The sequence below is a fragment of the Phenylobacterium sp. LjRoot219 genome (genome assembly GCF_964252995.1).
Lineage (GTDB): Bacteria > Pseudomonadota > Alphaproteobacteria > Caulobacterales > Caulobacteraceae > Phenylobacterium.
The window spans coordinates 844,125-868,281 of sequence record NZ_CAXUQI020000001.1 but is presented as its reverse complement, the minus strand read 5'-3'; the positions used below and the strand labels follow the sequence as shown (position 1 = coordinate 868,281).

The following is a 24,157-nucleotide window of genomic DNA, read 5'->3' as shown; positions in this document are numbered from 1 at the left end:
AGGGCGCTCAGGTGGGGACCGCCGCGATGTTCATGCGCTTCTTCACCGAGCTGCGCGAGGCCAAGGTCCCGGTCACCCTCAAAGAGTACCTCATGCTGATGGAGGCGCTCGACAAGGCGGTGATCGACCGCCGGGTCGACGATTTCTACTACCTGTCGCGCGCCGCCCTGGTGAAGGACGAGCGCAACCTCGACAAGTTCGACCGGGTGTTCGGCCACGTCTTCAAGGGCCTGGAGCGGATCGAGGGCGACGAGGCCGCCGACATCCCGACCGAGTGGCTGAAGAAGATCTCCGAGAAGTTCCTCACCGACGAGGAGAAGGCGCTGATCGAGTCGCTCGGCGGCTTCGAGAAGCTGATGGAGACCCTGGCCGAGCGGCTCAAGGAGCAGCAGAAGCGCCACGAGGGCGGCAACAAGTGGATCGGCACCGGCGGCACCTCGCCGTTCGGCGCCCACGGCTACAATCCCGAAGGCGTGCGCATCGGCCAGGACAAGGGCCGCCACGGCCGCGCCGTGAAGGTCTGGGACAAGCGCGAGTACAAGAACCTCGACGACTCCGTCGAGCTCGGCACCCGCAACATCAAGGTCGCGCTGCGCCGGCTGCGCCGCTGGGTCCGCGAGGGCTCGGCCGAAGAGCTGGACATGCCCGGCACCATCCGCGGCACGGCGGAGAAGGGCTACCTCGACATCCAGCTGCGCCCGGAACGGCGCAACAAGGTCAGCGTGCTGCTGTTCCTCGACATCGGTGGCTCGATGGACGGCCATATCAAGGTCTGCGAGGAGCTGTTCTCCGCGGCCCGCTCCGAATTCAAGAACATGGAGTTCTATTACTTCCACAACTGCCTCTATGAGGGCGTGTGGAAGGACAATCGGCGGCGCAACGTCGAGAAGGTCCCGACCTGGGACGTGCTGCACAAGTTCCCGCACGACTACAAGGTTGTCTTCGTCGGCGACGCCAGCATGAGCCCCTACGAGATCACCCACGCGGGCGGCTCGGTGGAGCACTGGAACGAGGAGGCCGGCGGCGTCTGGCTGCAACGGGTCGCCGACATCTACGAGCACCTGGTCTGGCTGAACCCGGTGCCGGAGCGCCAGTGGGAGCACACCAATTCGGTCAACCTGATCAAGCAACTGGTCGGCGGCCGGATGTTCCCGATGACGCTGGACGGGCTGGAGCGGGCGATGAAGGAACTGGCCCGCTGACCGGGCCCGAGCGCACCGGCGACCTGCTCGCCGACGACGGCGCCGAGAACGACGAGGCGCAGGCGGCGACCAAACAGGCCATCTTCCTCACCGCCGAGCGGCTGTGCGCCCTGCGGGGCTTCCAGAAGGTCTCGGTGCGCGAGATCACCGCCGAGGCCGGGGTCAACCTGGCGGCGGTGAACTACCACTTCGGCTCCAAGGACGCCCTGCTGTTCCAGATCTTCCGCCGGCGTGCGGGCGAGTTGAACCGCGAGCGCGCGCGCCTGCTGCACGCCGCCCACGACCGCCACGCCGGCGCGCCGCCGGTGCGCGAGATCCTGGAGGCGCTGTTCGCCCCGCCGCTGAGCTGGTCGGAACCGGCGAACCCGCGGCGCGTGTCGATGCAGTTCATCATCCGCGCACGCTCGGAAGGCACCGCCGAGATGCGCGAGGCGCTGCAGCACGACGTCTCGCACCTGGAGCGCTTCGCTCAGGCGCTGATCGCCGCGCAGCCCAACCTGCCGCGCGAGACGGTCTACTGGCGGCTGCATTTCTGCCTGGGGATGGTCCACAACTGCCGCCCGGCCGAGTTCGAGCGGCTAAACCACCTCTCCAGCGGGCTCACCGCCGGCGGTGACGCCGCGGACCTGCTGGCGCGAATGCTCGACTTCGCTGAAGCTGGGTTCCACTCCGGAGTTGGGGCATGACCATGGTGCGAGCGCTGACGACAGCTGTGGCGATCGACAGCGGCCTGCTGCTCAGGCTGCGTTCGCTCGGCCTCGCCTGTGGGCTCGCCACGAGCTTCGCCTTCCCGCTGGCGCTTTCGCCGCTGCTCGACCCCAGCCAGGCCGACTGCTTCGCCCATTGGTCCTACGCCGTCGGAGAGTTGCTGGCTTTGCTGGCGAGCTTCACCATCGGGTTTCGGCGCGCGCCGTCGACCGTGCTGGCGAACGGGCTGCTGACCATCCCATGGGCGATCGCGGTGGGCGCCAACTGCCATCTGTGGATCGCGCTCTGGACCGGCGAGACGATGGCCCTGCCCCACGCGATGTGAGGCCGCTCAGAAGCCTTCCTGCGCCACCACCGCGGTGACGGCGGCCTTGCGGAAGCGGATCCCCCGGTAGTGCGTCTCGCCACCCTCGTCGGGGCCGCCGGTCAGTTCGAGGAACTGCGCCCAGTCATCCTCCGGCAGCAGCAGGACCAAGTCGGCGTGGTCGCCGGGATAGGCGTCGATCTCGCGGTCGGCCTCCTCGCGGATGTCCCGGACGTCGGCCTTCGCCGGATCGTGCTGGTCGAGATGGCTGGGCTCGGGGGTCGTCATGCCGGGGCAACCCGCAGCGACCCGCGTGGTTCCGCCCCTCTTCAGCCCTTAGTCAGGACCAGCGTGCCTTCCAGCATGGCCATGCGCTTGAACGACGGCGGCAGAGCGGCGTCGAAGCTTTTCAGGATGTCCATCGCCCAGTCCGGCAGCGGCAGGTCAATGCGGCCGGTGGCGAGCCGCAGCTGGATCGGCGCGATCAGCTGGTAGAGGTTGGCGCCGTCGTTGTTCGGCACGATGCGGATCTCGGTGAAGCCCACGTCCTGCGCCATGGCGGTGATGCGCTCGCGCGAGAACAGCCACTTGTCGTCCAGCGCCTTGAACGCCGCCGTCGTCGGGTCGGGATCGGTCCGCGCCGCGGTGTCGATCACCATGTTGCCGAGCACCCGCTCGACGAGCGGATCGAGTGGATCGCCGCGCAGCCTGGCCTCGGAGAGGATCCGTTCGTAGGCGAGGCGCATGATCCCGTAGCCGTCGAACGGCTCGAAGAAGATGGCGTGGCCGCCGGGCTTCAGCGCCCGGGCCGCCGCGGCCAGCCCGGCCTTCGGCCGCTCCAGGTGGTGCAGGATCGCCGCGCCGGTCACTAGGTCGAAGGCGCCAGGGGCCACGTGGTCGCTCATCGCGTCCATCTGCACGCAGACCGCCTGCTCCACCGCGCCGGTCTCGCGCAGGTAGGCGCCGAGCATCGAGAGCAGTTCGCCGGACAGGTCGGTGGCGATGCTGCGCGCGCCGGGGAACAGCCGCATGCACGGCACGATCGAGTTGACGCCCGAGCCGCTGCCGAGGTCGAGGATCAGCGGCCGCTCGGCGACCGTGACGCCGGTCTTCTCCAGCCCCTGATTGAACAGCTTTTCGAAGTGGTCGCTGGCGGCGTAGCGCTGATGATAGTCGCCGGCGTTGGCCTTGAACTGGTCGGAGATCACCGCCGTCGAGGCGTCGTCCTGGATCTTCCAGACCAGCACGTCGGCCCCGTCTGCGACGCACGGCGCCAAGGCCGAGACGAACAGCGGCTGGGCCCAGGCGGGCAAGGCCGCGGGCGTCGCGACTTGCGCCTCGATCGGGCGGGCCGCTGCAGGCTTGCGGCGCAGAAGGCCAAACAGCGAAGACATCATTCCACCCCGATCGCGAACACGGCCGCAGGAGGCCGGGCGAACCCGCCCCCGTCAAGCCTGCCAAGCTGAGCTACGCCGCCGATCGGGCCGCAATTAGGCGGCCAGCGCCCAGGCGAACTTCAGGTCCTCGACGAACATCTCGTAGGCGCGGGCCTTGGCGGCGGCGTCCGGCACCCGCAGCAGGTAGGAGGGATGGTAGGTGACCACGCCCTGCCCCTGGTCCGGCAGCTGGATGGCGTGCTGGCGCATCTCGGCGATCGGCTGCGGCTTGCCGAACACCGCCAGCGCCGCCGTGGCGCCGAGCGCGACCACCACCCGCGGCCGCACCAGCCGCCGTTCGCTGTCGAGCCACCAGCGGCAGGCGCTCACCTCGCCGGTATCCGGCGTCTTGTGCAGCCTGCGCTTGCCGCGCAGCTCGTGCTTGAAATGCTTCACCGCATTGGTGACGTAGGTCTCGGCCCGCGGCACGCCGGCCGCCGCCAGCGCCTTGTCCAGCACCTGGCCGGCCGGACCGACGAACGGCTGGCCGGCGAGGTCCTCCTGATCGCCGGGCTGCTCGCCGACGAACATCAGCCGCGCCGTGCGCGGCCCCTCCCCCGCCACGCCCTGGGTCGCCTCGCGCCACAGCTCGCAGCGTCGGCAGAGCTGCACGCCGGCGACGATCTCCTCCAGGCTGGTCGGCGGCTGGCCGTCCCACGGCGCGTCGCGGCTGGCGCGCTGGGCCTGGCGCACGACGCGGCGGGTGGGTTCGGAAGGGGCCTGACGGACCATGTCTTCGACTTGCGCCTCGGCGCGGGCGATCAGCTCCGGAATGAGGCGCGCCTCGGGCAGGTTCCGCCAATAGCGCTTGGGCATCTCGCGCTGCATCGCGTGCGGGTTCAGCCGCGCCGGGTTGAAGATCGCCGCATAGTAGGTGCGCCAGTAGTCCTCCAGCGCATCCGCCGGCGGCGCGTCAGCTGGATCGGCGCCGGGCGTGAAGGCGAGCGCCTGCGTGTCCCAGTGCACGCAGACGTCCGGCGTCAGGATCGAGAAGCGCATGTTGGCGAAGCGCCGGGCGAAGAAGGGCGCGACGGACTCGGCCACCCGATGCGCCGGCTCGAACCAGGCGACGAAGGCCTCCTGCCCTTCCGCGTCGGCGACCTGCCGGAAGCGGACGAAGGCCTTCATCTTGTGCGCCGCCTGCTCGACCTGGCGCGCGTAGCTGCGGGCCTTGGCGACCTCCGGATCCGAAGCCACGTGCAATAGATGCGGCTCCTCCGCCAGCCGCCACAGCAGCCGGTAGAGCAGGTCGAAACGCTCGTTCGAGCGGTGCAGCACCACCGCCTCGGCCAGCTCCAGGAACTCGCGCGGCACGTGGAAGATCGCGCGTTCGACGCTCCCCCGCAGCGGCGACTCCCGGCCGCTCAGCGCTGTGCCGGCGAACAGCTCGCGCCCCTCCACCGTCCACAGCACGTCCGGCGGCCGCACACCGCGCGCCCGCAGGCTGCGGGCCGCCCCGCGCCAGCCCTCGAAGTCGATCTCCGAGGCGAGGCGCGCGACCTGCATCAGAACAGCCTCAGCTGTTCCGGCGCGGGCGCGACCCGCTCCCGCAGGTCGGCCCGGTCGGTCAGCGCGCCGGGCGTCCAGTCGGCGGTGACGATGAAGGGCTTCAGCTTCTCGATGCTGCGGGCCAGCCGCTTCACGTCGTCGAGGCTGATGCGCTTGTGCCGCCGCGACGCGATCAGCCGGTCGACCACCTTCACCCCCAGGCCCGGCACCCGCAGCAGCCGCTCGCGCTCGGCGGTGTTGAGGTCGACCGGAAATGCGCCGCGGTGCTTCAGCGCCCAGGCCAGCTTGGGATCGATGGCGAGGTCGAGGTCCTCGCCGTCGCCGACGATCTCCGCCCGCGCAAAGCCATAGAAGCGCATCAGCCAGTCGGCCTGGTAGAGCCTGTGCTCGCGCATCAGCGGCGGCCGGGCGAGCGGCAGCCGGGCGCTGGCGTCGGGGATTGGCGAGAAGCCCGAGTAGTAGACCCGCCGCAGCTTGTAGGCGCCGTAGAGCGTCTCGGAGCGTTTGAGGATCTCGCCGTCGCTGGCGGCGTCGGCGCCGATGATCATCTGCGTCGACTGGCCGGCGGGCGCGAACTTCGGCGGCCGGGCCTTGCGCGCCGGCGCCTTCGCCGCCTCGGCGGCGAGCCGCACCGCGCCCATCGACCGCTTGATGCTGGCCAGGTCCTTCTCCGGCGCCAGCCGGGCCAGGCTCTCGTCCTTCGGCAGCTCGATGTTGATCGAGACCCGGTCGGCATAGAGCCCAGCGGCGTTGACCAAGGCGGGCGAGGCTTCCGGGATCAGTTTCAGGTGGATGTAGCCGCGGAAGTCGTGGACCTCGCGCAGGGTGCGGGCGACCCGCACCATCTGCTCCATGGTGTAGTCGGCGCTCTGGATGATGCCGGACGAGAGGAACAGCCCCTCGATGTAGTTGCGCTTGTAGAAGCCGAGCGTCAGGTCGACGACTTCCTCGACGCCGAAGCGGGCGCGCGGGATGTTCGACGACACCCGGTTCACGCAGTAGGCGCAGTCGTAGACGCAGAAGTTGGTCAGCAGGATCTTCAGCAGGGAGATGCAGCGGCCGTCCGGTGCATAGGCGTGGCAGATGCCCATCGCCTCGGTCGAGCCGACCCCGCGGCCGCCCACCGAGTCCCGCTTGCCGGCGCCCGACGAGGCGCAGGAGGCGTCGTACTTCGCCGCGTCGGAGAGGATGGCGAGCTTGCGCTTGAGGTCGAGAACCGCCATGCGCCCACCTTAATGTTCCATTTTTGTTCCGTCTAGCGCGTTGCAGGTGAAACGGCGCAGCTCGCCCTGCGACGGATCGCCCTCGACACGCCGCGCGCCGGCTCTAACTTCGCGCCCATGAACGCGATCACAGAGGCGAACCGCGACGGCATGGTCCTCCTGCGGGGCGCCGAGTTCTGGATGGGCTCGGAGGACTTCTATCCGGAAGAAGCGCCGGTGCGGCTGGCCAACGTCGGCGACTTCTGGATCGACGAGCGGCCGGTGACCAATGCGCAGTTCGCCCGCTTCGTCGCCGAAACCGGCCATGTGACTTTCGCCGAGAAGGCGCCGGACCCGGCCCAGTACCCCGGCATGGATCCGGCGATGGCCAAGGCCGGCTCGGCGGTGTTCACCCCGACCCGCGGGCCGGTCGACCTGGGCGACCCGTCGCAGTGGTGGCGCTTCGTCTTCGGCGCCGACTGGCGGCATCCGCGCGGGCCCGACAGCGCGATCGACCGGCTGATGGACCATCCGGTGGTGCAGATCGGCTACGAGGACGCCGCGGCTTACGCCGCCTGGGCCGGCAAGGCGCTGCCGACCGAGGCCGAGTGGGAGTTCGCCGCCCGCGGCGGGCTCGAACGCGCGGCCTACGCCTGGGGCGAGGAGCTGGAGCCCGGCGGCCGGGCGATGGCCAACACCTGGCGCGGCGACTTTCCCTGGCGGCGCAAGGGGCCGATGGGCGCGCTGACCTCGAAGGTCGGGGCCTATCCGGCGAACGGCTACGGCCTCTACGACATGATCGGCAACGTCTGGGAGTGGACCACCGACTGGTACGCAGAGACCACCGCGGCGACGCAGGACGGCTGTTGCGGGCAGCCGCGCGCCCGGCTGGCCGACGAGGCCGAGAGCTATGATCCGGCCAGCCCGGCGGTGCGCATCCCGCGCAAGGTGATCAAGGGCGGCTCGCATCTGTGCGCGCCCAGCTACTGCCGCCGCTACCGCCCGGCCGCGCGCCACCCGCAGGCGATCGACAGCCCGACCTCGCACATCGGCTTCCGCTGCGTGGTGCGGGCATAGGTCCGTGATCTAGTCGGGCCGATTTTCGACCGCTCACCCCGGCGAAGGCCGGGGCCCAGATGAAATCCACCGGGCGCCCAGGCTGAATCTGGGTCCCGGCCTTCGCCGGGATGTGCGGTGATCTGGGTGGCTAGTCGCTACTTCGGGCAGGCCGCCGTCACGAAGTCCACCCGCCCCGCGGCGGCTTCCTCGCGCAGCACCTTCGAGCTGGTGTCGAAGCTGACGTCGGCGCCGTCGGGGACGTTGACCCGCGGATTGCCTCCCCACCAGAGCACCCGGCAGGTGCGCTTCTTGATCCGCCAGCCGTCGGCGGTGCGCACCAGCAGGTCGTCGTACCAGCCGGTCCCCTGCCAGTGGTCGCCGCCTTCGGTCCCCCGCTTGATCAACAGCCAGGTGCTGTAGACGAAGCTGTTGGCGAGGTCGCCCTTCACCTCCACCAAGTGGTTCATCATCACGTGCTGGGTGGAGTCGAACGGCGTGTGATAGGCGGCGAAGTCGCGCTTGAAGCTCTCCAGGTCGCGCCAGTGCGCCGGGTCGGCGTAGTCGGCGTCGACATCCGGCGTGAAGATCCGGTCGAACAGGTCCCAGCGCTGCGTATCCATCGCCAGCGCATAGAGGTTCAGCGTCCTGACGATCGCCGCTTCGTCCCGCTCCGACATCCCATCCTCCCTGGATTTCGCGCCGGTTCGAGCCGGCGGTTCTAGTCGCTGAGTTTGCCCACCAGCCGCTGGGTCGCCAGTTCGCGCAGCGCGCCGGTCTTGACCTTCTCGCTGCCGGTCACCGCGAACTCTTCCTCGCGGAAGAACAGCACCTCGCGCGGCACCTTGAAGCTGGCCAGCTGCGCCTTGACGAGGTCGGTGACCGCCTTCGCCTGCAGGCTCGCGCCGTCGTGCGGGACGATGCAGGCGACGACCATCTCGCCGAGCGTCTCGTGCGGCACGCCGACGGTCTGGGCGCGCTTCACGCCGGGGATCGCGGCGAGCACCGCGTCGACCTCGACCGGCGAGACGTTGGCGCCGCCGGTCTTGATGATGTCGGTCAGGCGACCTTCCCAGAACAGGTAGCCGTCGGCGTCGACGTAGCCGCCGTCGCCGGTGCGAAAGTAGCCTTCCGCGTCGAAGGTCTCCTCGGCCGCCTTGCCGATGTAGCCGACCATCAGCGTCGGCCCCTTGATGGCGATCTCGCCGCGCTGGCCGCGCGGTACGACCTCGCCGGTCGCCGGATCGAAGACCTTGAGGATATTGCCCGGCAGCGGCTGGCCGTAGCTGCCGCGGTACTCGGCCTCCGGGGTGTTGGCGCACACCGCGGTGTTGATGGTCAGGGTCTCAGTCGTGCCGAACGCCGGGCACATCTTCCAGTCGGTGCTGACCGTCGGATGGTCGTAGATCTTCGAGCCGTAGGTCACGTAGTGCAGGCTTGAGAGGTCGACGCTCGGCCACTTCTCCGAGGCCTCCAGGCGCGCCCACTGGTGCGGCCGGCCGATCGCGAAGCTGACCCGCTCCTGCTCGATCAGCTCCAGCGCCTCCTCGGCCTGGAACAGCGGCTGCAGCACCACCGCCCCGCCGGTCGACAGCGCATAGCCGACCACCTGGGAGATGTTGCCCGACCAGAAGAAGCCGTTGCCTGTCCAGCAGCGCACCGGATGGTTCACCGGATCGAGGTCCATGATCCGCGGCCAGCGCCACCACTGGATCGCGAAGGCCCGCTGGGTGTGGACGATGCCCTTCGGCAGGCTGGTGGTGCCGGACGAGAAGAACAGCGCGCCGAGGTCGGACGGCCTGGTCGTGGCGTCGCGCGCATCGACCAGGGCGGCCGGCACGTCGCGGCCCTGCGCCAGGAAGTCGGCCCAGCGCTCGACCGCCGCCCCGTCGGGCGCGGCTGCGCCGATCGGGTCGGCGACGCTGTCCAGCACCACCAGCCGCTGCAGGAACGGGAACTTGGCCGAGGCGAGCTGGCCCGGCGCGGCGGTCGTGATCCTAGGCTCGAGCTCGCAGAGCATCGCGCCGAAGTCCTTCTTCAGCACCTGGCGGTCGTAGAGCAGGATCGAGACCGCGCCGGCCTGCAGCAGGTATTCGAGCTCGGCCGGGGTCGAGAAGGTGCTGAGCGAGACGGTGACCCCGCCGGCCAGCGCCACGCCGAATACGCAGGACAGGTACTCCGGCCGGTTGGTCATCAGCACGCCGACGCGGGCGTCCTTGCCCATGCCGGCGGCGATCAGCGCCTGGGCCACCTCGACCGAACGCGCCCACAGCTCGGCGTAGGTCCAGGACACGCGGCCTTCGGGGCCGCGCATCACCAGCGCCTCGCGCTCGGCGAAGCGGCGCGTCACGTCCCGCGCGTAGCCGCCGATCGTCAGCGGGCCGAGGCCGGGCTCCTCGTGGAGCTCCGCGCCGCGCACGATCGACAGCTGTTCGGACGGCGCCATGCTCATGCCGCTCTCTTTCACCAGGCCCACGCTCAGTTCGGCAGCTGAACTTCAGCCTTGCCGGTGAGGATGGTGTCGCCGTTCTGGGTGGTCATCTTCAGCTGCACCTGGACCAGCGGGAAGCCGTTCGGCCCCTGCTCGATCTTGTCGACCACCTCGGCGTCGATGAAGGTCACGTCGCCCTCGAAGGCGGGACTCCGGAACTGCGTTTTCGAATGCCAGATGTAGCCGTCGTGGCCGGCCCAGTAGGCGATGGTGTCGAGGAACCAGGCGTTCATCGACGCGCCGTAGCCGTAGGCGCCGCCCATGCCGATGTTCTCGGCCTTCTCCTGGTTGATGTGGCCGCTCGACGGGCCGTGATAGAGGCCGTCGCCCATCCGCGGGTCGACCTTCCGCGCCTCGTGGTCGTAGGTCATGTCGGCGCCGAAGCCGGCGTCTTCCTTCGCCGGGTCGTAGACGCCGTCCGGCACGTTCCAGCGCCAGGTGCCCCAGATGTTCTGCTTATGCGCGCGGCACTCGTTGGCGAAGCTGACCACCGAGTGCGGCCCGACCACGCGGCGGGGCAGCTTGTCGCCGACCTTGACGTCCTCATAGCGGGGCGACTTGCCCTCGCGGTTCGACAGGATCCATTCGTGGCGCAGCTTGTGGATCTCGGCCAGCTCGTCCTTGGTCCACTTCTTCGGCGCGCGCTTCTCCTTGCCGTAGGTCCCGCGCTTGTTGGCCTCCTCGACTAGGTAGCGGATCGCCGTCGCCCGCTCCTTGGCGACCAGCGCGCCATGCTGGTTGCGGTGGAGGGTGTCGCCGCGGGCGAACATCGTCGGGCCGGCGAAGGCGGTGTCGGTGACGCTGTAGCCGTCGAAGCGGCGCTCCTGGGTCAACTTGTCGCCCGGGCGCACCGGCGTGCCGTAGAACCACCACTCCTCGCCGGCGAAGATCAGGTGGGTGCCGGGCACCTTGCCGACGCAGGCCGGGTGGCAGCCGTGGCCGTAGTCCATCGCCACGGTGAACGACTGCGGCGCGACGAGGCCGCCGAACTTGGACTCCTTGGCGAACTGCTCGTCCCAGTGGATCGGGTTCGCGTAGTCGAGCGCCTGCACCCAGCGGCGGATGTCGGTGGCGCTGCACTCGTCCCAGAACTCGGCGAACACCACGGGCTTGCCGATCCACTTGTCGACGTCGCTGGTGTCCAGCTTCACTTCAGCGCCCTCGGACTGGGACATAACTCACCTCGCTTGCAGACAGACCGCCCCTAGGGGCGCCTCCTCTCTGGCGGAGCGGGTGGGGCAATTCTCGATACGAGGCGAAAAGATTTCTGCAGTTAGCGAGAGGGCCTTCCTCCCCTGCGCAGCGGGGGAGGGGGACCGGTCGCCGAGCGAAGCGAAGAGCGGCTGGTGGTGGGGGCGAGCGGCCGCTACGCCTCCGCCTCTGCCGCTTTCGAGACGGGTGCGCCCTGCGCACGGCTTGCCCCCTCCCCCGCTTCGCAGGGGAGGAAGGGCGCAGGGGAAGGAGCCGCCAACTTGCACATCGAGCGTGCAGCCGCTGCGCAGTTTTTCAGCGGAGTCCAAGCCAATCGGCGCCCAGCGGAAAATCCGGCGCCGCCCCCGATTGCGCCGGTTTGCCCACGGTTTATGCGCGCTCTGCCCGGCGAGCAGGCAAGCTTGACCGTAAGAACACTGCGAGAAGACAAAGGGGACATCGCGTGGCGGGAGAATTAACGCGTGCAACCTGGGCGGCGGCGATCGCCCCGCTGGCGGCGCAGGCCTTCGCCGGCGCGGCCCAGGCGCAGCCGGCGCAGGCCGCGGCCAACCCCGGCCACACCGCCTGGATCCTGTCGGCGACGGCGCTGGTGCTGTTCATGACCCTGCCCGGGCTGGCGCTGTTCTACGGCGGGCTGGTGCGCGCCAAGAACGTGCTGTCGGTGATGACCCACTGCGTGGCGGTCGCCTGCCTGGTCTCGGTGCTCTGGCTGCTCGGCGGCTATAGCCTGGCCTTCTCCGGCCCCGGCGCCTGGATCGGCGACCTCGCCAAGTTCGGCCTGCCCGGCGGCCGCGCCGGCGTCACCGGCGAGATCCCGGAGGCCGTCTTCTTCGGCTTCCAGATGACCTTCGCGATCATCACCCCGGCGCTGATCGTCGGCGCCTATGTCGAGCGCATCAAGTTCGCCGCCGTGCTGCTGTTCAGCGGGCTGTGGCTGTACGCCGTCTACGCGCCGGTCGCCCACTGGGTGTGGGGCGGCGGCTGGCTCGCCCAGCTCGGCGTGCTGGACTACGCCGGCGGGCTGGTGGTGCACGCCACCGCCGGCGTCTCGTCGCTGGTGATCGTCGCCATGCTCGGCCCGCGCGACGGCTTCCCGAAGGAATTGCAGCCGCCGCACAACCCCGGCATGACGATGATGGGCGCCGGCATGCTGTGGGTCGGCTGGTACGGCTTCAACGGCGGCAGCGCCCTGGCCGCCAACGCCGCGGCCGGCTCGGCCCTGATCGCCACCCACCTGTCGGCCGCCACCGCCGGCCTGGTCTGGGCGCTGCTCGAGCGGCTGCGCTTCGGCCGCTCCAGCATGGTCGGCCTGGTCACCGGCGTGGTCGCCGGCCTCGCCACCGTCACCCCGGCCTCCGGCTTCGTCAGCCCGACGGCCGGCGTGCTGCTCGGCGGTCTGGGCAGCCTGGTCTGCTTCGGCGCGGTGGAGCTGGTGAAGCACCGCTGGAAGATCGACGACAGCCTCGACGTCTTCGCGGTCCACGGCGTCGGCGGGATCCTCGGCACCCTGCTGGTCGCCGGCCTGGCCTCGGCCGACCTCGGCGGCGCGGGCTATGCGCAGGGCATGACCATGGCCCGCCAGTTCGGCGTCCAGGCGCTGGGCGTGGCGGCGGTGTGCGCCTGGTCGGCGATCGCCTCGATCGTGCTGGTGCTGATCTGCCGCGCGACGGTCGGCCTGCGGGTCAACGACGACGACCTCGAGGAGGGCCTCGACATGTCGGCCCACGGGGAGCGCGCCTACACCATCTGAGGGCGCGCTCCGGCGCTCCGGCGCTCCGCCTCTCATTTGAGCGTGTGCCCAATTGTGGCGGGCGCATTCTGAGCATGCGAGCGGCCCGCGCCCCCCTATCACCCGGATGGTCGCCGGCCCTGCCCACGCCCGGCGTGCGCAAGGCCGTCCGGCTGTCTATTCGGCCGGCTCTGCGGCTGCGCGACGTCCGGCGACGGGCGTGGCCGCCGGGGCGGCGGAAGCGGTCGTCAGGCCGCGGACGCCGGGGATCGGCGGGGCGCCGGACGGCAGCGGCGCGGACGGTTCGCGAACGAACGCCAGGATGTCGCGCCAGACCGTCGGCCCCTGGAGATCGCGCGTCATCAGGTGCCAGCCCCGCCCGTAGTAGGCCGTCTGGTCGGTGGCCTTCAGCTTCCGCGCCGCCTTGAACGCGGCCTCTTTGGGAATGATCTCGTCGTTCGCCCCGTAGAGGTAGAGCGTCGGCACGCCGGCGCGCCCCACCGTCTCGAACGCCCGGTCCATCAGGCCGACCAGGCCGTAGAGGGTGTCGGAGCGCGCGCCCCAGACCATCAGCGGATCGCGGCCCATGGCGATCAACTCTTCGCGGTTGTCGGTCGGCTGGATCTTGCGGGTCAGCCAGGCCGGCGGGGTGTAGACCTTGCCGGCGGTGAAGTTGGCCGCCAGCCACAGCATCGTCCGGTAGGGCAGCGGCTGCTCGCGCCAGCCCCACACCGCCGGCGACAGCAGCACCAGCCGGTCCGCCGCCGGCGGCCGGTCGGAGGCGAAGGCCTCGGCCGCCACCGCCCCGCCCATGCTTTCGCCGGCGACCGCGACGATCGCGTGCGGATAGCGCTGGCGGGCCAGGGCGACGACGGTGCGCAGGTCTTCCATCATCAGGTCGTCGCCGGCCCAGATCCCCCGGCTCGGCGAGCGGCCGAAGCCGCGCTGGTCGTAGGCCAGCGTGGTGACGCCCTGCTCCGCCCACCAGGGGGCGGCCATGTGGAAGGCGTTGGCGTAGTCGTTCATGCCGTGCACGCCGACGATCACCGCCCAGGGCTCGCCCTCAGCCTCCCAGGTGGTCAGGCCCAGGCGCGCGCCGTCGAAGCTGACCACCGCGTCGGTCTCCAGCCGGGGCCCGGAGAAGCCGAACGGCGGTGCCCCGGGGCCCTGGGTCAGCATCGGCGTACAGGCCGCCAAGGTCAGGGCGGCGAACAGAACGGCGAGAAATCGCGTCATGAACTCGAACGGTCGTGGCGGCGGGGCGCTCGCCCCGAACATAGGGGAGAACCTTGGGTTCGAGCCAGAGGGTGTAAACCCGGAGCGTGGCGACCGCGGCCTGTCCCAGGCGATATCGCCCGCGCCGGTCGGCGTTAGGATGCTGTCCCGCGGCGGCGGCTCGCCGCGACCAGAAGCCGGAGGCCGCATGGCCGACACGCCCCCCGGACCCGAGGCGCCCGCCAAGATCGAGGGGATCTTCCGCAGCGGCTCGATCACCGCGATCAGCGTCGTGGTCGGCTTCTCGTTGGCCTTTCTGGTGCGCTGGAGCGGGCTGCCGGGACGCTGGGCGGAATCCGACCTCTTCGCGGTGGCCGGCATCACCCTGGGCGTGGCGCTGCAGATCAAGGCGCTGGTCGACCTGCTGGCCGTGAAGTCGGTGATCGTCACCCACTACGAGCGGGCGATCCGCATCTTCGTCGTCGGCCTGATCCTCGTCGCCATCGGCGTCGTCGCGGCGATCTTCGCCCAGATGATTGGCCACGGCGGCGTGGTCCTGCACGGCTGACGCCGGGATCAGCTCTGCAGGATCGCGGCCACGCTCCGGCGCAGCTCGGGCACGACCTCCGCCTCGAACCAGGGATGGCGCCGCAGCCAGCTGGTGTTGCGCCACGACGGATGCGGCAGCGGCAGGACCGCGGGCGCGAGCGCGCGCCAGTCGCGCACCGTCTCGGTCATCGACCGTGCGCCGCCGAGCGCCCAGGCCTGGGCGTGGCCGCCCACGAGCAAGGTGAGTTCTACGTTCGGCAACTTCGCGAGCAGCTGCTCGCGCCACAGCGCCGCACAGCGCGGCGGCGGCGGATAGTCGCCGCCCTTCGGGTCGGTCCCCGGGAAGCAGAAGGCCATCGCCGCCACGCCGATCTCGGCCCGGCCGTAGAAGGCGGCGCGATCGACGCCCATCCAGTCGCGCAGCCGCTCCCCGGAGGAGTCGTCGAACGGCAGGCCGCTCTCGTGCACCCGCCGGCCCGGGGCCTGGCCGCAGATCAGCAGCCGGGTCTGCGGCGCGACCCGGACCACCGGCCGCGGCTCGTGCGGCAGCTGGCCGGCGCAGGCGCGGCAGCCGCGGATCTCCTCCAGCAGCGCGGCCAGGGCGCGCTCGGGCGGCTGCGAGCGCACGCGCGCGGACGTCGGATCGCCCCTCGTCACGCCCGCTGTCGGGCGCGCATCAGGCGCCCTCTTCCGACGCCGGCGCGCCGGCGGGCTCCGGCAGGCGCAGGCGGTAGACGCCCTTGAAGTCCTCCGGGTCGGCCGGCTTGCCGTGTCGGGTGATCACCAGCTGGTTCTGCCGCGCGAGGCCGACGGCGGTGGCGCGCACATGGCCGAGCAGGCGACGCCAGCCTTCGGGTTCGACCGCACGGGCCACGTCCTCGGGCGATATGGACTTGCCGGGCGCGACCTTCGCCAGAAGGTCGAAGATCGCGGTTTCAACTTGGGCGCTCATCAGCCACCTCGTTTTAGGGTTTCGCGGGCGATCACCACCTGCTGGATCTGGCTGGTGCCCTCGTAGATGCGGAAGATGCGCACGTCGCGGTAAAATCGCTCGACGCCGTGATCGGCGACGTAGCCGGCGCCGCCGAAGATCTGCACCGCGCGGTCGGCGACCCGGCCGACCATCTCCGAGGCGAACAGTTTGGCGGCGGCCGCCTCCAGCGTCACCGCCTGGCCGGCGTCGCTCTGACGCGCCGCCTCCAGCGTCAGCGCCCGGGCGGCCAGCGCCTCGGTCTTGGAGTCGGCGATCATCGCCTGCACCAGCTGGAAGCTGGCGATCGGCTGGCCGAACTGCTTGCGCTCGCTGGCGTAGGCGACGCAGTCGGCGACCAGCCGCTCGGCGATGCCGACGCAGATCGCGGCGATGTTGATCCAGCACCTGCATGGCGATCTTGAAGCCCGCGCCTTCGTCGCCGAGCCGGTTCTCGGCCGGCACGCGGACATTGTCGAAGATCACGTCGCAGATGTGCGCGCCCTGCTGGCCCATCTTGCGCTCGGGCTTGCCGACGCTGAGCCCGGGCAGGCCACGCTCGACGATGAAGGCCGAGACGCCGGCGGCGCCGGCCGTCGCCGGATCGGTGCGGGCCATGACGGTGAAGAGGTCCGCCCGGTCGGCGTTGGTGATGTAGCGCTTGGTCCCGCTCAGCACATAGGCCTCGCCGTCGCGCACCGCCCGGGTCTGGATGTTGGCGCTGTCGGAGCCAGCTTCCGGCTCGGTGAGCGCGAAGGAGATGATCTGCGCGCCGCTGGCGATGCCCGGCAGGTACTTGGCCTTCTGCGCGACGGTCCCAAAGCGCACCAATCCCTGGCTGCCGATGCCGACGTTGGTGCCGAAGGTCGAGCGGAAGGCCGGACTGGTGCGGCCGATCTCGAACGAGACCAGCGTCTCGTCCTCCACCGACAGCGCCAGGCCGCCGTACTCGGCCGGGATCGACAGGCCGAACAGGCCCAGCGCCTTCATCTCCTCGACGACGTCCGCCGGCACTCGGTCCTGCTCGCCGACCTGCGCCTCCAGCGGCCGCAGCCGCTCGGCGACGAACCGGCGGACGGCCTGAAGCAGCGCTTCGCGGGTGTCGCAGTCGAGGGCCATCTTCGTTCCTTGGCGGCGACCGACGCTTGTCCCGGCGCGTGGGCAAACCTAGTCAGGCAGGTCCGCCGGGGCAAACTCCGCGGGCTCGTCGGCGCCGCCGCCGGTGATGAGTTTCCGCGGCGCGCTGAAGAAGATCAGAACACCCGAGGGTTAGTGCGCCCGCGGGCGCGAATTCGCCCCCTGCTGAGCGATCGCCCAGCAACTTGCCGCCAAGGTCGCGAGGCTATGCGCGCAGGAGATATTCCCGACTGAGGCGTCGCCTTGACGCCACAGCTGCGCCGTCTGAGACAATCCGCCCCAAGTATACAAAGCAAATATTGGGGAGAAATCATGCGGCTCAGGAAGTCATTTCTGGCGGCGACGGCGTGCGCGTCCGCACTCCTCGCAGCCATGCCGGTGGCGGCGCAGGAAGCCCAACTTTCGGAAATCATCGTCACCGCCCGCAAGCGTCAGGAATCGATCCTGAACGTCCCGGTCGTCGAAACCGCGATTCCGCAGGAGCAGCTTGAGCGCTTCCAGACCCAGGACCTGAGCGACCTCGCCACGCGCGTCCCCGGCCTGAACCTCGGCGAGTCGGTGCTGTCGATCGGCACCCAGGTGTCGCTGCGCGGCGTCGGCACCAGCACGCTCGACGCCGGCGTCGACCAGTCGGTCTCGCTGAACCTCGACGGGCTGCAGCTCAGCCAGGGCCTGGCCTACTCCAGCGGCTTGTTCGACGTCGGCCTGGTCGAAGTGCTGAAGGGCCCGCAGGCGCTGTTCTACGGCAAGAACAGCCCGGGCGGGGTGATCTCGATGCGCACGGCCGACCCGACCGACCGGTTCGAGGTGATGGTGCGCGGCGGCTACGAGTCCCAGGCCCAGGAAGGCCGCGGCGAGATCGTGATCTCCGGCCCGGTGCACGAGACCCTGAAGCTGCGGCTCGCCACCATGTATGCGGAGCAGGCCGGCTACTTCAAAAACTTCGCCACCGGCCTGGCGCCGACCGGCGCGATCACCCCGCGCAACAAGCGCACGGGCTTCGAGAACTTCGTCGCCCGCGGCACGGCGCTGTGGAATCCGACCGACAAGTTCAGCGCGCGGCTGAAGGCCAACTACGTCTACGACTACATGGACGGCAGTCCGGCGCAGCAATACACCTCCTGCCCGGACGGCGTCGGTGCGGTGCCGGGGTTCGGCATCCCGTTCCTCGGCGGCGGCGAGGACTGCCGCAAGGACCGGGTCTTCCGTATCGTCGACCTCTCGCCGACGGCCTTCCTCGGGGTGAAGAACGCCGGCATCCCCTTCGTCGAGACGACCCAGCAGTTCGGCACCCTGGAGCTGAACTACAACCTGACGCCGGAACTCGCGCTGACCTCGACCACCGGCTACTACCACCTGAAGTCGTCGAGCCTGATCAACGGCACGCAATCGACCTTTGCGGCGACGCCGCTCGGCGCGGCCAACGACTTCCGCCGCGAGGAATTCACCCAGGAAGTCCGGCTGAACTCCGACTGGGACCACCCGGTGAATTTCACGGCCGGCGGCTTCTATCAGGACGCCGAGCTGTCGAACCTGATCAACCTGTACGGCAACACCGCGCTGCTGCTGCCGCCGCTGCTCGCTAAGGGCCAGCACAACCTCGACATCGAATCCCTGTCGTTCTTCGGCCAGGTCCGGTGGGACGTGTGGGAGGAGCTGGAAATCTCGGCCGGCGCGCGCTGGACCGAGGAGAAGCGCTCCGACAGCCCGGTCAACCTGATCACTGGCGTGGCGGTCCCGGTCACCCTCGCCGTTCCGAAGATCAAGTCGGACAACATCTCGCCGGAACTGACCGTGACCTGGCGGCCGACCGACACCTTCACGGCGTTCGGCTCGCTGAAGCGCGGCTATAAGTCGGGCTCCTTCACCATCACCACTCCGGCGATGGACGGCCTGAACAATTCCTTCGGCGACGAGAAGGTCGAAGGCGGCGAGGTCGGGCTGAAGAGCCGTCTGCTGGATCGCCGGCTGGCGATGAACCTCGCCTACTACAACTACCGCTACACGGGCCTGCAGGTCGGGGTGAACTCGCCGGCGGTGAACGGCCTGCCGGTGATCCGCACCCTCAACGCCGGCGCGGCGCAGGTGTACGGCGTCGACTTCGACGCCAGCTACCGGCCGCCGCAGGTCGAAGGCCTGGGCCTGAACCTGGCGGTCAACTGGAACCACGCCCGGTTCAAGACCCTGGACAACGTTCCCTGCTGGGGCGGCCAGATGATCTCCGAGGGCTGCGACCAGCTGCTGAACCCGATGACCGGGCTCTACACCTCGCAGAGCCTGTCCGGCGGCCGGCTGGTGCGGGCCCCCGACTGGCAGGCCAGCTTCGGCTTCGACTATGAGCGGGCGATCGGCGACGGCCTGACCCTGGTCGTCAGCAACGCCAACCAGTACTCGTCGAAGTATCTGGCCAACCTCGGCGACCGCGCCGACTTCTACCAGCAGGGCTTCATCAAGTCGGACCTGACCCTGGCGCTGCGCGGGGCGGACGAACGCTGGGAGGTGGCGCTGATCGGCAAGAACCTCACCGACCGGCTGACCGCCGGCAACTGCATCAACTTCAACGCCGCCAACGGCCAGATCCTCGGCGGCCAGGTCACCGGCGGCACGACCCGCGGTCCGGCCGGCGTCGACGAGGTCGGCTGCTTCGCCGATCGCGGTCGTGAGCTGTGGGTCCGCGTGACCTTCCGGCCGGCCAACTAAGCCGGCGGCCGACCAGAGATACGGGGCCCGTCTCGCAGGAGGCGGGCCCCGTTTTCATGTCGGGGCAGGTTCGCGTTCAGGGCTTCGTGGCGGCCCGAATGTGATGCTCGACCCGGGGGTCCGGGATCAGCCACATCAGCGCCGTCCCGGCGTAGCAGAGGCCCGACAGGCGCGTGTCGACATAGGCCAGGGCGATGCCGGCGACGTACAGCACCGGTGAGAGCTTGCTCTTCAGGTCGCGGCCGAGCGCCCGGTGCAGCGCCCCCTCCGCGCCCTGGTCCCGGAAGATCACCGCCTGCATGATCCCCCAGGCGAGCGCCGCCATCAGCAGCGAGACGCCGTAGAGCGCGGTCGGCGTCGGGGCGAACTGGTTCTCGCCCATCCAGGCGGTGGTGAAGGGGATCAGCGACAGCCAGAACAGCAGATGCAGGTTGGCCCACAGCATCGCCCCGTTCACCCGCTCCACCAGCTGGAAGAAGTGGTGGTGGTTGTTCCAGTAGATGGCCACGTAGATGAAGCTCAGCACGTAGCTGAGGAACACCGGCCAGAGCCGCGCCAGGTCCGCCAGGGTCGTCCCGTGCGGCGGCTTCAGCTCCAGCACCATGATGGTGACGATGATGGCCAGCACACCGTCGGTGAAGGCCGTCAGCCGGTCGCGAGACATGTTTCAACTTTCCCTGAGCGCGGCCCGAGCCTGCCCCCGCCCCGGCGGAGCCGCAAGCCGGGCCGCGCGCAGCGGTCACCAGAGCGGGCGTTCCTGCAGCGCCGTGCGCCGCTCACGGATGATCCGGTCGCGCTGTTCGGGCGTGACGCGGGCGGTGTCGGCCGGTAGCGCCTTGCGCAGCTCGGCGAGCTTCACCTTGCGCACGGTCGGGGTCGGCGTCGCGTCGCAGTCGGCCCAGCGCCCCTGGATCAGGCCGGTCGGATAGCCGGCGGTGTCCAGCCAGTTGGCCACGCCGGGGTCCTTCGCCGAGACGACGATCCGCAGCACCCCGTCCTTGTCGACGCCGGCCTGGGCGTCGTTCAGGCTGGAGTGGTTGTTGTACCAGTCGGTGGTCTCGTAGAGGTCGTTGGTCAGGATCAACGAGCGGTAGCCGCACTTGGCCGGCACCGGGGTCTCGATGATCAGCGCCTCGTCGTCGCGCAGCTCATAGGCGCCCTCGTAGTAGGACTGGCCGGTCAGCAGGCCGGCGGTCTGGCTAATGCCGAACACCTTCAGCTTGTTGACGTAGCCTTCCTGGCGAAGCTTCTCGACGTGGTCGACGAACAGCAGGGCGATGAAGTTCACCGCGCCCGGCAGCCGGCGCAACCGCTGCTCCAGCTCCGCCGCGTTCGGCCGCGAGCGGCTGGCGGGGACGTCGAGCCGCTCGATCGTCAGGGTCGGATCCTGCTCCTTGCCCCAGTCGGCGCTGACCATCCGCACCAGCAGCCGGGTGGTGGTCGGCTCCAATTTCCACCAGTCGCCGGTGTAGCCCTTCGGCCGCTCGGCGCTGAGGATCACGTCGAAACGGCCCTGGGCGTCGACACCCACGTCCGCCAGCTCGTGGCGCGGGCGCGGGGCGCCCTCCGGCCTGAAGCCCGGCTCGCCCGGGCTGGGCGGCGACTGCGAGACGTTGAACAGCCGCAAGGCGCCGCGCACGCCGCGCAGCCGATAGACGCCCTCGGGCCGCACCCGCGCGGTGCGGTAGACGGTGTCGGCGTTGGGCTGGCCGACGTTCAGCACCTGGCCGATCTGCGGCATGAAGACCGGATGGTCGGGATCGCCCGCCAGCGCGTCGAAGGCCTGCGAGGTCAGCGCCTCGAGCGCCAGCCGGCCGATCTCCTGCTGCACCTGCGGATCGTTGCGCTGATCCTCCGGCAGCCTGGCGAGCATGCGGCTCGGCAAGGTCCGCAGGCTGTCGACGAACTCGTCCCAGCCGGCGACGGTCGGCCCGCTGGCTTCAGGCTTCTGCGGCACGGCCGACTGCGCCCGGGCGGCCAGGCCCGGCAGCGCCAGCAGGCCGGCGAGCGGGATCAGCCACTTCAGGTGTTGCTTCTTCATGGAACGCGTTCCTCCCCTGGTCCCGTCCCATCAGGTCGAACCTGATCCGGGCGGGCCCTCATCGTTGGTTTTGGGCGCGTTCCGAGGTTGCGAAACGCGCCCAGGCCACAGCCAAGCCGTTCAGTAGCGCGCGCGCAAGGTCACACCCCAGGTCGCCGGGTCGCCGAGGGCGGCATATATCGCCCCGGTGTTGCCGAGCCCCGGCGCGCGGGCGGTGAAGTACTTCTTGTCGAGGATGTTGCGGCCCCAGACATAGGCGTCCCAGCCGCCGTCGGCGGCCCGCACGCCGAGGCGGGCGTCGACCAGGTTCAGGCTCGGCAGCCGGCTGTAGATGCTGTCCGTGGTGTTCGAATAGATCGACGAGCGGAAGCTGTCGTCGACGGCCGCGTAGGCCTCGACCTCGCGGGCGCCGAGGGTCAGCGGCTGGCGGAATTCCGCTCCGGCCGAGACGCTCCAGAGCGGCACCCCGGCCAGCGGCCGACCGCTCAGGTCGCAGCTCGTGCTCAGGATGTTCTCCAGGCCGCAGGGCGCGTCCGGATAGGATTTGTAGTTGGCGTCGTTGTAGGCGGCCGAGGCGTAGAACGAGAGATGCCGGTTCGGCTCGGCGCGCAGGTCGACCTCAACGCCCTTGACCTCGACTTTCGGGATGTTGGCCAGGTAGGTCTTGGTCGTGCCGGTGACGACCATTGTGCCCTGGTAGTCCTTGTCGCGCTGGTAGTAGGCCGCCACGTTCAAGGTCACGCGGCGATCGAGGAAGCGGGTCTTCAGGCCGATCTCGGCGCTGTCGACGGTCTCCGGATCGATGGTGGCGCTGGCCCCCGCCGGCAACTGGCTGAGGTTGATCCCGCCCGAGCGATAGCCCCGCGCCAAGTTGCCGTAGGCCAGGATGTCGTCGGTCGCCTGGTAGGCCAGGTTCAGCTGGCCCGAGACATCGCTGTCGTCGGTCTTGGCCTTGTACGACACCGGGACCGCCAGCGCCGCGCGCAGCGCGGCCAGCGGCGCCAGCGGCCCGGTCAGCGGCGCGCCGCCGCCGACCGTCTGGTCGAACCGGCCCTTTTTATTGTCCTGGGTGTAGCGCAGGCCGCCGGTCAGCCGCCATTGGTCGGTCAGGTGCAGGGTCGCCTGGCCGTAGGCCGCATAGCTGGTGGTGTCGGCGCTGGAGGTGGTGTCGAGCCCATAGCCGTTGGCGACCACCGCCGGCACGCTCGGGCCGAACAGCAGGTAGCTCGCCGCGTCGCCGTAGCGCTGGGTCGAGTAGCCCTTGATCTGCTCACGGTAGAAGTAGAGGCCGGCCACATAGTCGAGCTTGTTCTCGCCGGCCGAGGCGATGCGGAACTCCTGGGTGAACTGGTTCTGGTGATTGACCTGGTCGGCCTTGGTCATCACCGACAGCGGGCTGTAGTCGACGTCGTTGCGCGGCCACCAGTTCCAGAACCGCCAGGCGGTGATCGAGCTCAGCACGTACTTCGGCTGGGCCCAGTCAGCCTGCAGCGACACGCCGCCGCTCTCCTGCTGCGCCGACACCGTGTTGTTGGCGTTCGCGTGCCGCTCATAGGGATCGACCACCGGCGTGTAGCCGAAGGCCTGGGCGATGCTGCGGTAGTTCTTGCCGTTCGGCGGCGTCACGATGCCGGCCAGCACCTGGTAGCAGCAGTTGGCGGTCTGCCGGCTGTAGTCGCCGATGAAGCGGACCTTCAGCTCCTCGTTCGGCTGGTAGAGCAGCTGGCCGCGGGCCGAGAAGTTGCGGTAGCCGTTGACCTTGTCGCCGTCGAAGTCGTTGGTCGCCAGGCCGTCGCGCCGCGAGGTCGACAGCGACAGCCGGCCGGCCAGCACGTCGCCGACCAGCGGCCCGGAGACCGCGCCCTTGGCGACGAAATAGCCGTAGCTGCCGCCGCTCACCTCGCCGACCGCCTGAGGCGTGAAGGTCGGGCTGGCGGTGGTGATGCTGATCGCCCCGGCGGTGGTGTTCTTGCCGAACAACACGCCCTGCGGGCCCTTCAACACCTCGACCCGCTCGACGTCGACCAGGTCGAAGGTCGCCTGCGCCGGGCGGTTGAAATAGACCTGATCGACGTAGAAGCCGACGCCCGGCTCGGTGCCGTCGCTGGCCACCCCGGTGGCGTTGCCCAGGCCGCGGATGTTGATGCTGGAGTTCCGCGGATTGAACGCGGTGAACTGCACGCTCGGCACGAACTTCACCAGCTGGGCGAAGTTGTTGGTGTTGGTCTGGGCGATGAAGTCGCCGCCGACCACCGACACCGCCAGCGGCGCCGACTGGGCGCTTTCGACCCGGTGGCGGGCGGTGACCACGATCTCGCCGACCGAGCCTTCCGGAACCGCGTCGGCGTCGTCGGCCGCCGTGTTCGCCGTCGCGTCGGCCGCAGCGTCCGACGTCGTGTCCGCCGCCATCGCCGGCGCGGCCGCCATGGCCAGGGCGGCGCAGGCCACGGCGCCCAGCAGGCTGGCGCGGCGGCGGCCGGCGCCGCGATGCGGCGAGGTCGAGAGCTCGGCGTAGGATCGGTCGGTCATGGCGATGCGTCTTCTTGTTCTTGACGGAAGGCGCGGCCGCGAACGGCAGCGCTGCTTCCGCCTTAGCCGCAGCGCCGCGGATCCCGGGCCAGAGATTTTCTATAATTCCCATGAGAATTGTAGACTTTCAGTTCAGACCACCGATCGCCGAGAAAGTTCGCCATAGG

General features: G+C 69.8%; 20 protein-coding genes and 1 pseudogene. 7 read left to right on the top strand and 14 right to left on the bottom strand.

The window, feature by feature from the left end; genetic code table 11:
* The first annotated feature begins 26 nt into the window (after positions 1-26).
* From ACSQ14_RS04280 to ACSQ14_RS04270, 3 genes are read left to right on the top strand one after another with little or no spacing between them, the layout of a single operon-like run.
* Positions 27-1,202, top strand: coding sequence for a vWA domain-containing protein (locus ACSQ14_RS04280; protein ID WP_436015353.1), 1,176 nt, complete (start codon positions 27-29; stop codon positions 1,200-1,202).
* The gene (locus ACSQ14_RS04275; RefSeq protein ID WP_436010065.1) at positions 1,094-1,888 is read left to right on the top strand and encodes a TetR/AcrR family transcriptional regulator; all 795 of its coding nucleotides are present in this window, start codon (positions 1,094-1,096) and stop codon (positions 1,886-1,888) included. Before ACSQ14_RS04280 ends, ACSQ14_RS04275 begins: the two co-directional genes overlap by 109 nt.
* The gene (locus ACSQ14_RS04270) at positions 1,885-2,235 is read left to right on the top strand and encodes a hypothetical protein (RefSeq protein ID WP_436010063.1); all 351 of its coding nucleotides are present in this window, start codon (positions 1,885-1,887) and stop codon (positions 2,233-2,235) included. The genes ACSQ14_RS04275 and ACSQ14_RS04270 overlap by 4 nt, the downstream gene beginning before the upstream one ends.
* Positions 2,236-2,241: 6 nt before the next feature.
* Here the strand turns inward: ACSQ14_RS04270 and ACSQ14_RS04265 are convergent, their stop codons facing one another.
* From ACSQ14_RS04265 to ACSQ14_RS04250, 4 genes are all read right to left on the bottom strand, one after another.
* Complete coding sequence (locus ACSQ14_RS04265) at positions 2,242-2,502, bottom strand: hypothetical protein (protein WP_436010061.1); 261 nt, start codon at positions 2,500-2,502, stop codon at positions 2,242-2,244.
* Between the two features lie 41 nt (positions 2,503-2,543).
* Positions 2,544-3,608: a class I SAM-dependent methyltransferase gene (locus ACSQ14_RS04260; protein ID WP_436010059.1), complete on the bottom strand. Its 1,065-nt coding sequence runs from the start codon at positions 3,606-3,608 to the stop codon at positions 2,544-2,546.
* Between the two features lie 96 nt (positions 3,609-3,704).
* On the bottom strand, positions 3,705-5,156 hold the full coding sequence (locus ACSQ14_RS04255; protein WP_436010057.1) for a UdgX family uracil-DNA binding protein: 1,452 nt from the start codon (positions 5,154-5,156) through the stop codon (positions 3,705-3,707).
* Positions 5,156-6,382 carry a putative DNA modification/repair radical SAM protein gene (locus ACSQ14_RS04250; protein WP_436010055.1) on the bottom strand — a complete coding sequence of 409 codons (1,227 nt, stop codon included), beginning with the start codon at positions 6,380-6,382 and terminating at the stop codon, positions 5,156-5,158. Before ACSQ14_RS04250 ends, ACSQ14_RS04255 begins: the two co-directional genes overlap by 1 nt.
* Positions 6,383-6,499: 117 nt before the next feature.
* Here ACSQ14_RS04250 and ACSQ14_RS04245 point away from each other — a divergent pair, with 117 nt between their 5' ends.
* The gene (locus tag ACSQ14_RS04245) at positions 6,500-7,438 is read left to right on the top strand and encodes a formylglycine-generating enzyme family protein (protein WP_436010053.1); all 939 of its coding nucleotides are present in this window, start codon (positions 6,500-6,502) and stop codon (positions 7,436-7,438) included.
* A gap of 137 nt (positions 7,439-7,575) precedes the next feature.
* Here the strand turns inward: ACSQ14_RS04245 and ACSQ14_RS04240 are convergent, their stop codons facing one another.
* Genes ACSQ14_RS04240 through ACSQ14_RS04230 form a run of 3 tightly spaced genes read right to left on the bottom strand, consistent with a single transcriptional unit; the run spans position 7,576 to position 11,083 of the window.
* Positions 7,576-8,097 (bottom strand): nuclear transport factor 2 family protein, encoded by a 522-nt coding sequence (locus ACSQ14_RS04240; protein WP_436010051.1) that lies wholly within the window; start codon positions 8,095-8,097, stop codon positions 7,576-7,578.
* A gap of 41 nt (positions 8,098-8,138) precedes the next feature.
* Positions 8,139-9,869, bottom strand: a complete 1,731-nt coding sequence (locus tag ACSQ14_RS04235; RefSeq protein WP_436010049.1) for a class I adenylate-forming enzyme family protein — start codon at positions 9,867-9,869, stop codon at positions 8,139-8,141.
* A 26-nt stretch (positions 9,870-9,895) separates the two neighbouring features.
* Complete coding sequence (locus ACSQ14_RS04230) at positions 9,896-11,083, bottom strand: FAS1-like dehydratase domain-containing protein (protein WP_436010047.1); 1,188 nt, start codon at positions 11,081-11,083, stop codon at positions 9,896-9,898.
* Positions 11,084-11,562: 479 nt separating this feature from the next.
* On the opposite strand from ACSQ14_RS04230, the gene ACSQ14_RS04225 reads away from it, so the two are divergent.
* A complete protein-coding gene (locus ACSQ14_RS04225; protein WP_436010045.1) occupies positions 11,563-12,870 on the top strand; it encodes an ammonium transporter in 1,308 nt (435 codons plus the stop codon).
* A 156-nt stretch (positions 12,871-13,026) separates the two neighbouring features.
* Here ACSQ14_RS04225 and ACSQ14_RS04220 read toward each other — a convergent pair whose 3' ends face one another.
* Positions 13,027-14,085: an alpha/beta fold hydrolase gene (locus ACSQ14_RS04220; RefSeq protein WP_436010043.1), complete on the bottom strand. Its 1,059-nt coding sequence runs from the start codon at positions 14,083-14,085 to the stop codon at positions 13,027-13,029.
* Positions 14,086-14,272: 187 nt separating this feature from the next.
* Here ACSQ14_RS04220 and ACSQ14_RS04215 point away from each other — a divergent pair, with 187 nt between their 5' ends.
* Complete coding sequence (locus ACSQ14_RS04215; RefSeq protein WP_436010041.1) at positions 14,273-14,632, top strand: hypothetical protein; 360 nt, start codon at positions 14,273-14,275, stop codon at positions 14,630-14,632.
* Positions 14,633-14,640: 8 nt separating this feature from the next.
* On the opposite strand, the gene ACSQ14_RS04210 is transcribed toward ACSQ14_RS04215, so the two are convergent.
* The 3 genes and pseudogenes from ACSQ14_RS04210 to ACSQ14_RS04200 all read right to left on the bottom strand — a co-directional run bounded on the left by ACSQ14_RS04210 (position 14,641) and on the right by ACSQ14_RS04200 (position 16,702).
* Positions 14,641-15,213 carry a uracil-DNA glycosylase family protein gene (locus ACSQ14_RS04210; RefSeq protein WP_436015351.1) on the bottom strand — a complete coding sequence of 191 codons (573 nt, stop codon included), beginning with the start codon at positions 15,211-15,213 and terminating at the stop codon, positions 14,641-14,643.
* 76 nt (positions 15,214-15,289) lie between these two features.
* A complete protein-coding gene (locus ACSQ14_RS04205; protein WP_436010039.1) occupies positions 15,290-15,565 on the bottom strand; it encodes a DUF3253 domain-containing protein in 276 nt (91 codons plus the stop codon).
* Positions 15,565-16,702: pseudogene (locus ACSQ14_RS04200) on the bottom strand (acyl-CoA dehydrogenase family protein). Before ACSQ14_RS04200 ends, ACSQ14_RS04205 begins: the two are co-directional and overlap by 1 nt.
* 330 nt (positions 16,703-17,032) lie before the next feature.
* Here ACSQ14_RS04200 and ACSQ14_RS04195 point away from each other — a divergent pair.
* Positions 17,033-19,420, top strand: coding sequence for a TonB-dependent receptor (locus ACSQ14_RS04195; RefSeq protein ID WP_436010037.1), 2,388 nt, complete (start codon positions 17,033-17,035; stop codon positions 19,418-19,420).
* 76 nt (positions 19,421-19,496) lie between these two features.
* On the opposite strand, the gene ACSQ14_RS04190 is transcribed toward ACSQ14_RS04195, so the two are convergent.
* The 3 genes from ACSQ14_RS04190 to ACSQ14_RS04180 form a co-directional block, all read right to left on the bottom strand.
* Positions 19,497-20,084, bottom strand: a complete 588-nt coding sequence (locus tag ACSQ14_RS04190; RefSeq protein ID WP_436010035.1) for a TMEM175 family protein — start codon at positions 20,082-20,084, stop codon at positions 19,497-19,499.
* A 75-nt stretch (positions 20,085-20,159) separates the two neighbouring features.
* Positions 20,160-21,461: a hypothetical protein gene (locus tag ACSQ14_RS04185; protein WP_436010033.1), complete on the bottom strand. Its 1,302-nt coding sequence runs from the start codon at positions 21,459-21,461 to the stop codon at positions 20,160-20,162.
* Between the two features lie 120 nt (positions 21,462-21,581).
* Positions 21,582-23,990, bottom strand: a complete 2,409-nt coding sequence (locus ACSQ14_RS04180) for a TonB-dependent receptor (protein WP_436010031.1) — start codon at positions 23,988-23,990, stop codon at positions 21,582-21,584.
* Between the last annotated feature and the right edge of the window lie 167 nt (positions 23,991-24,157).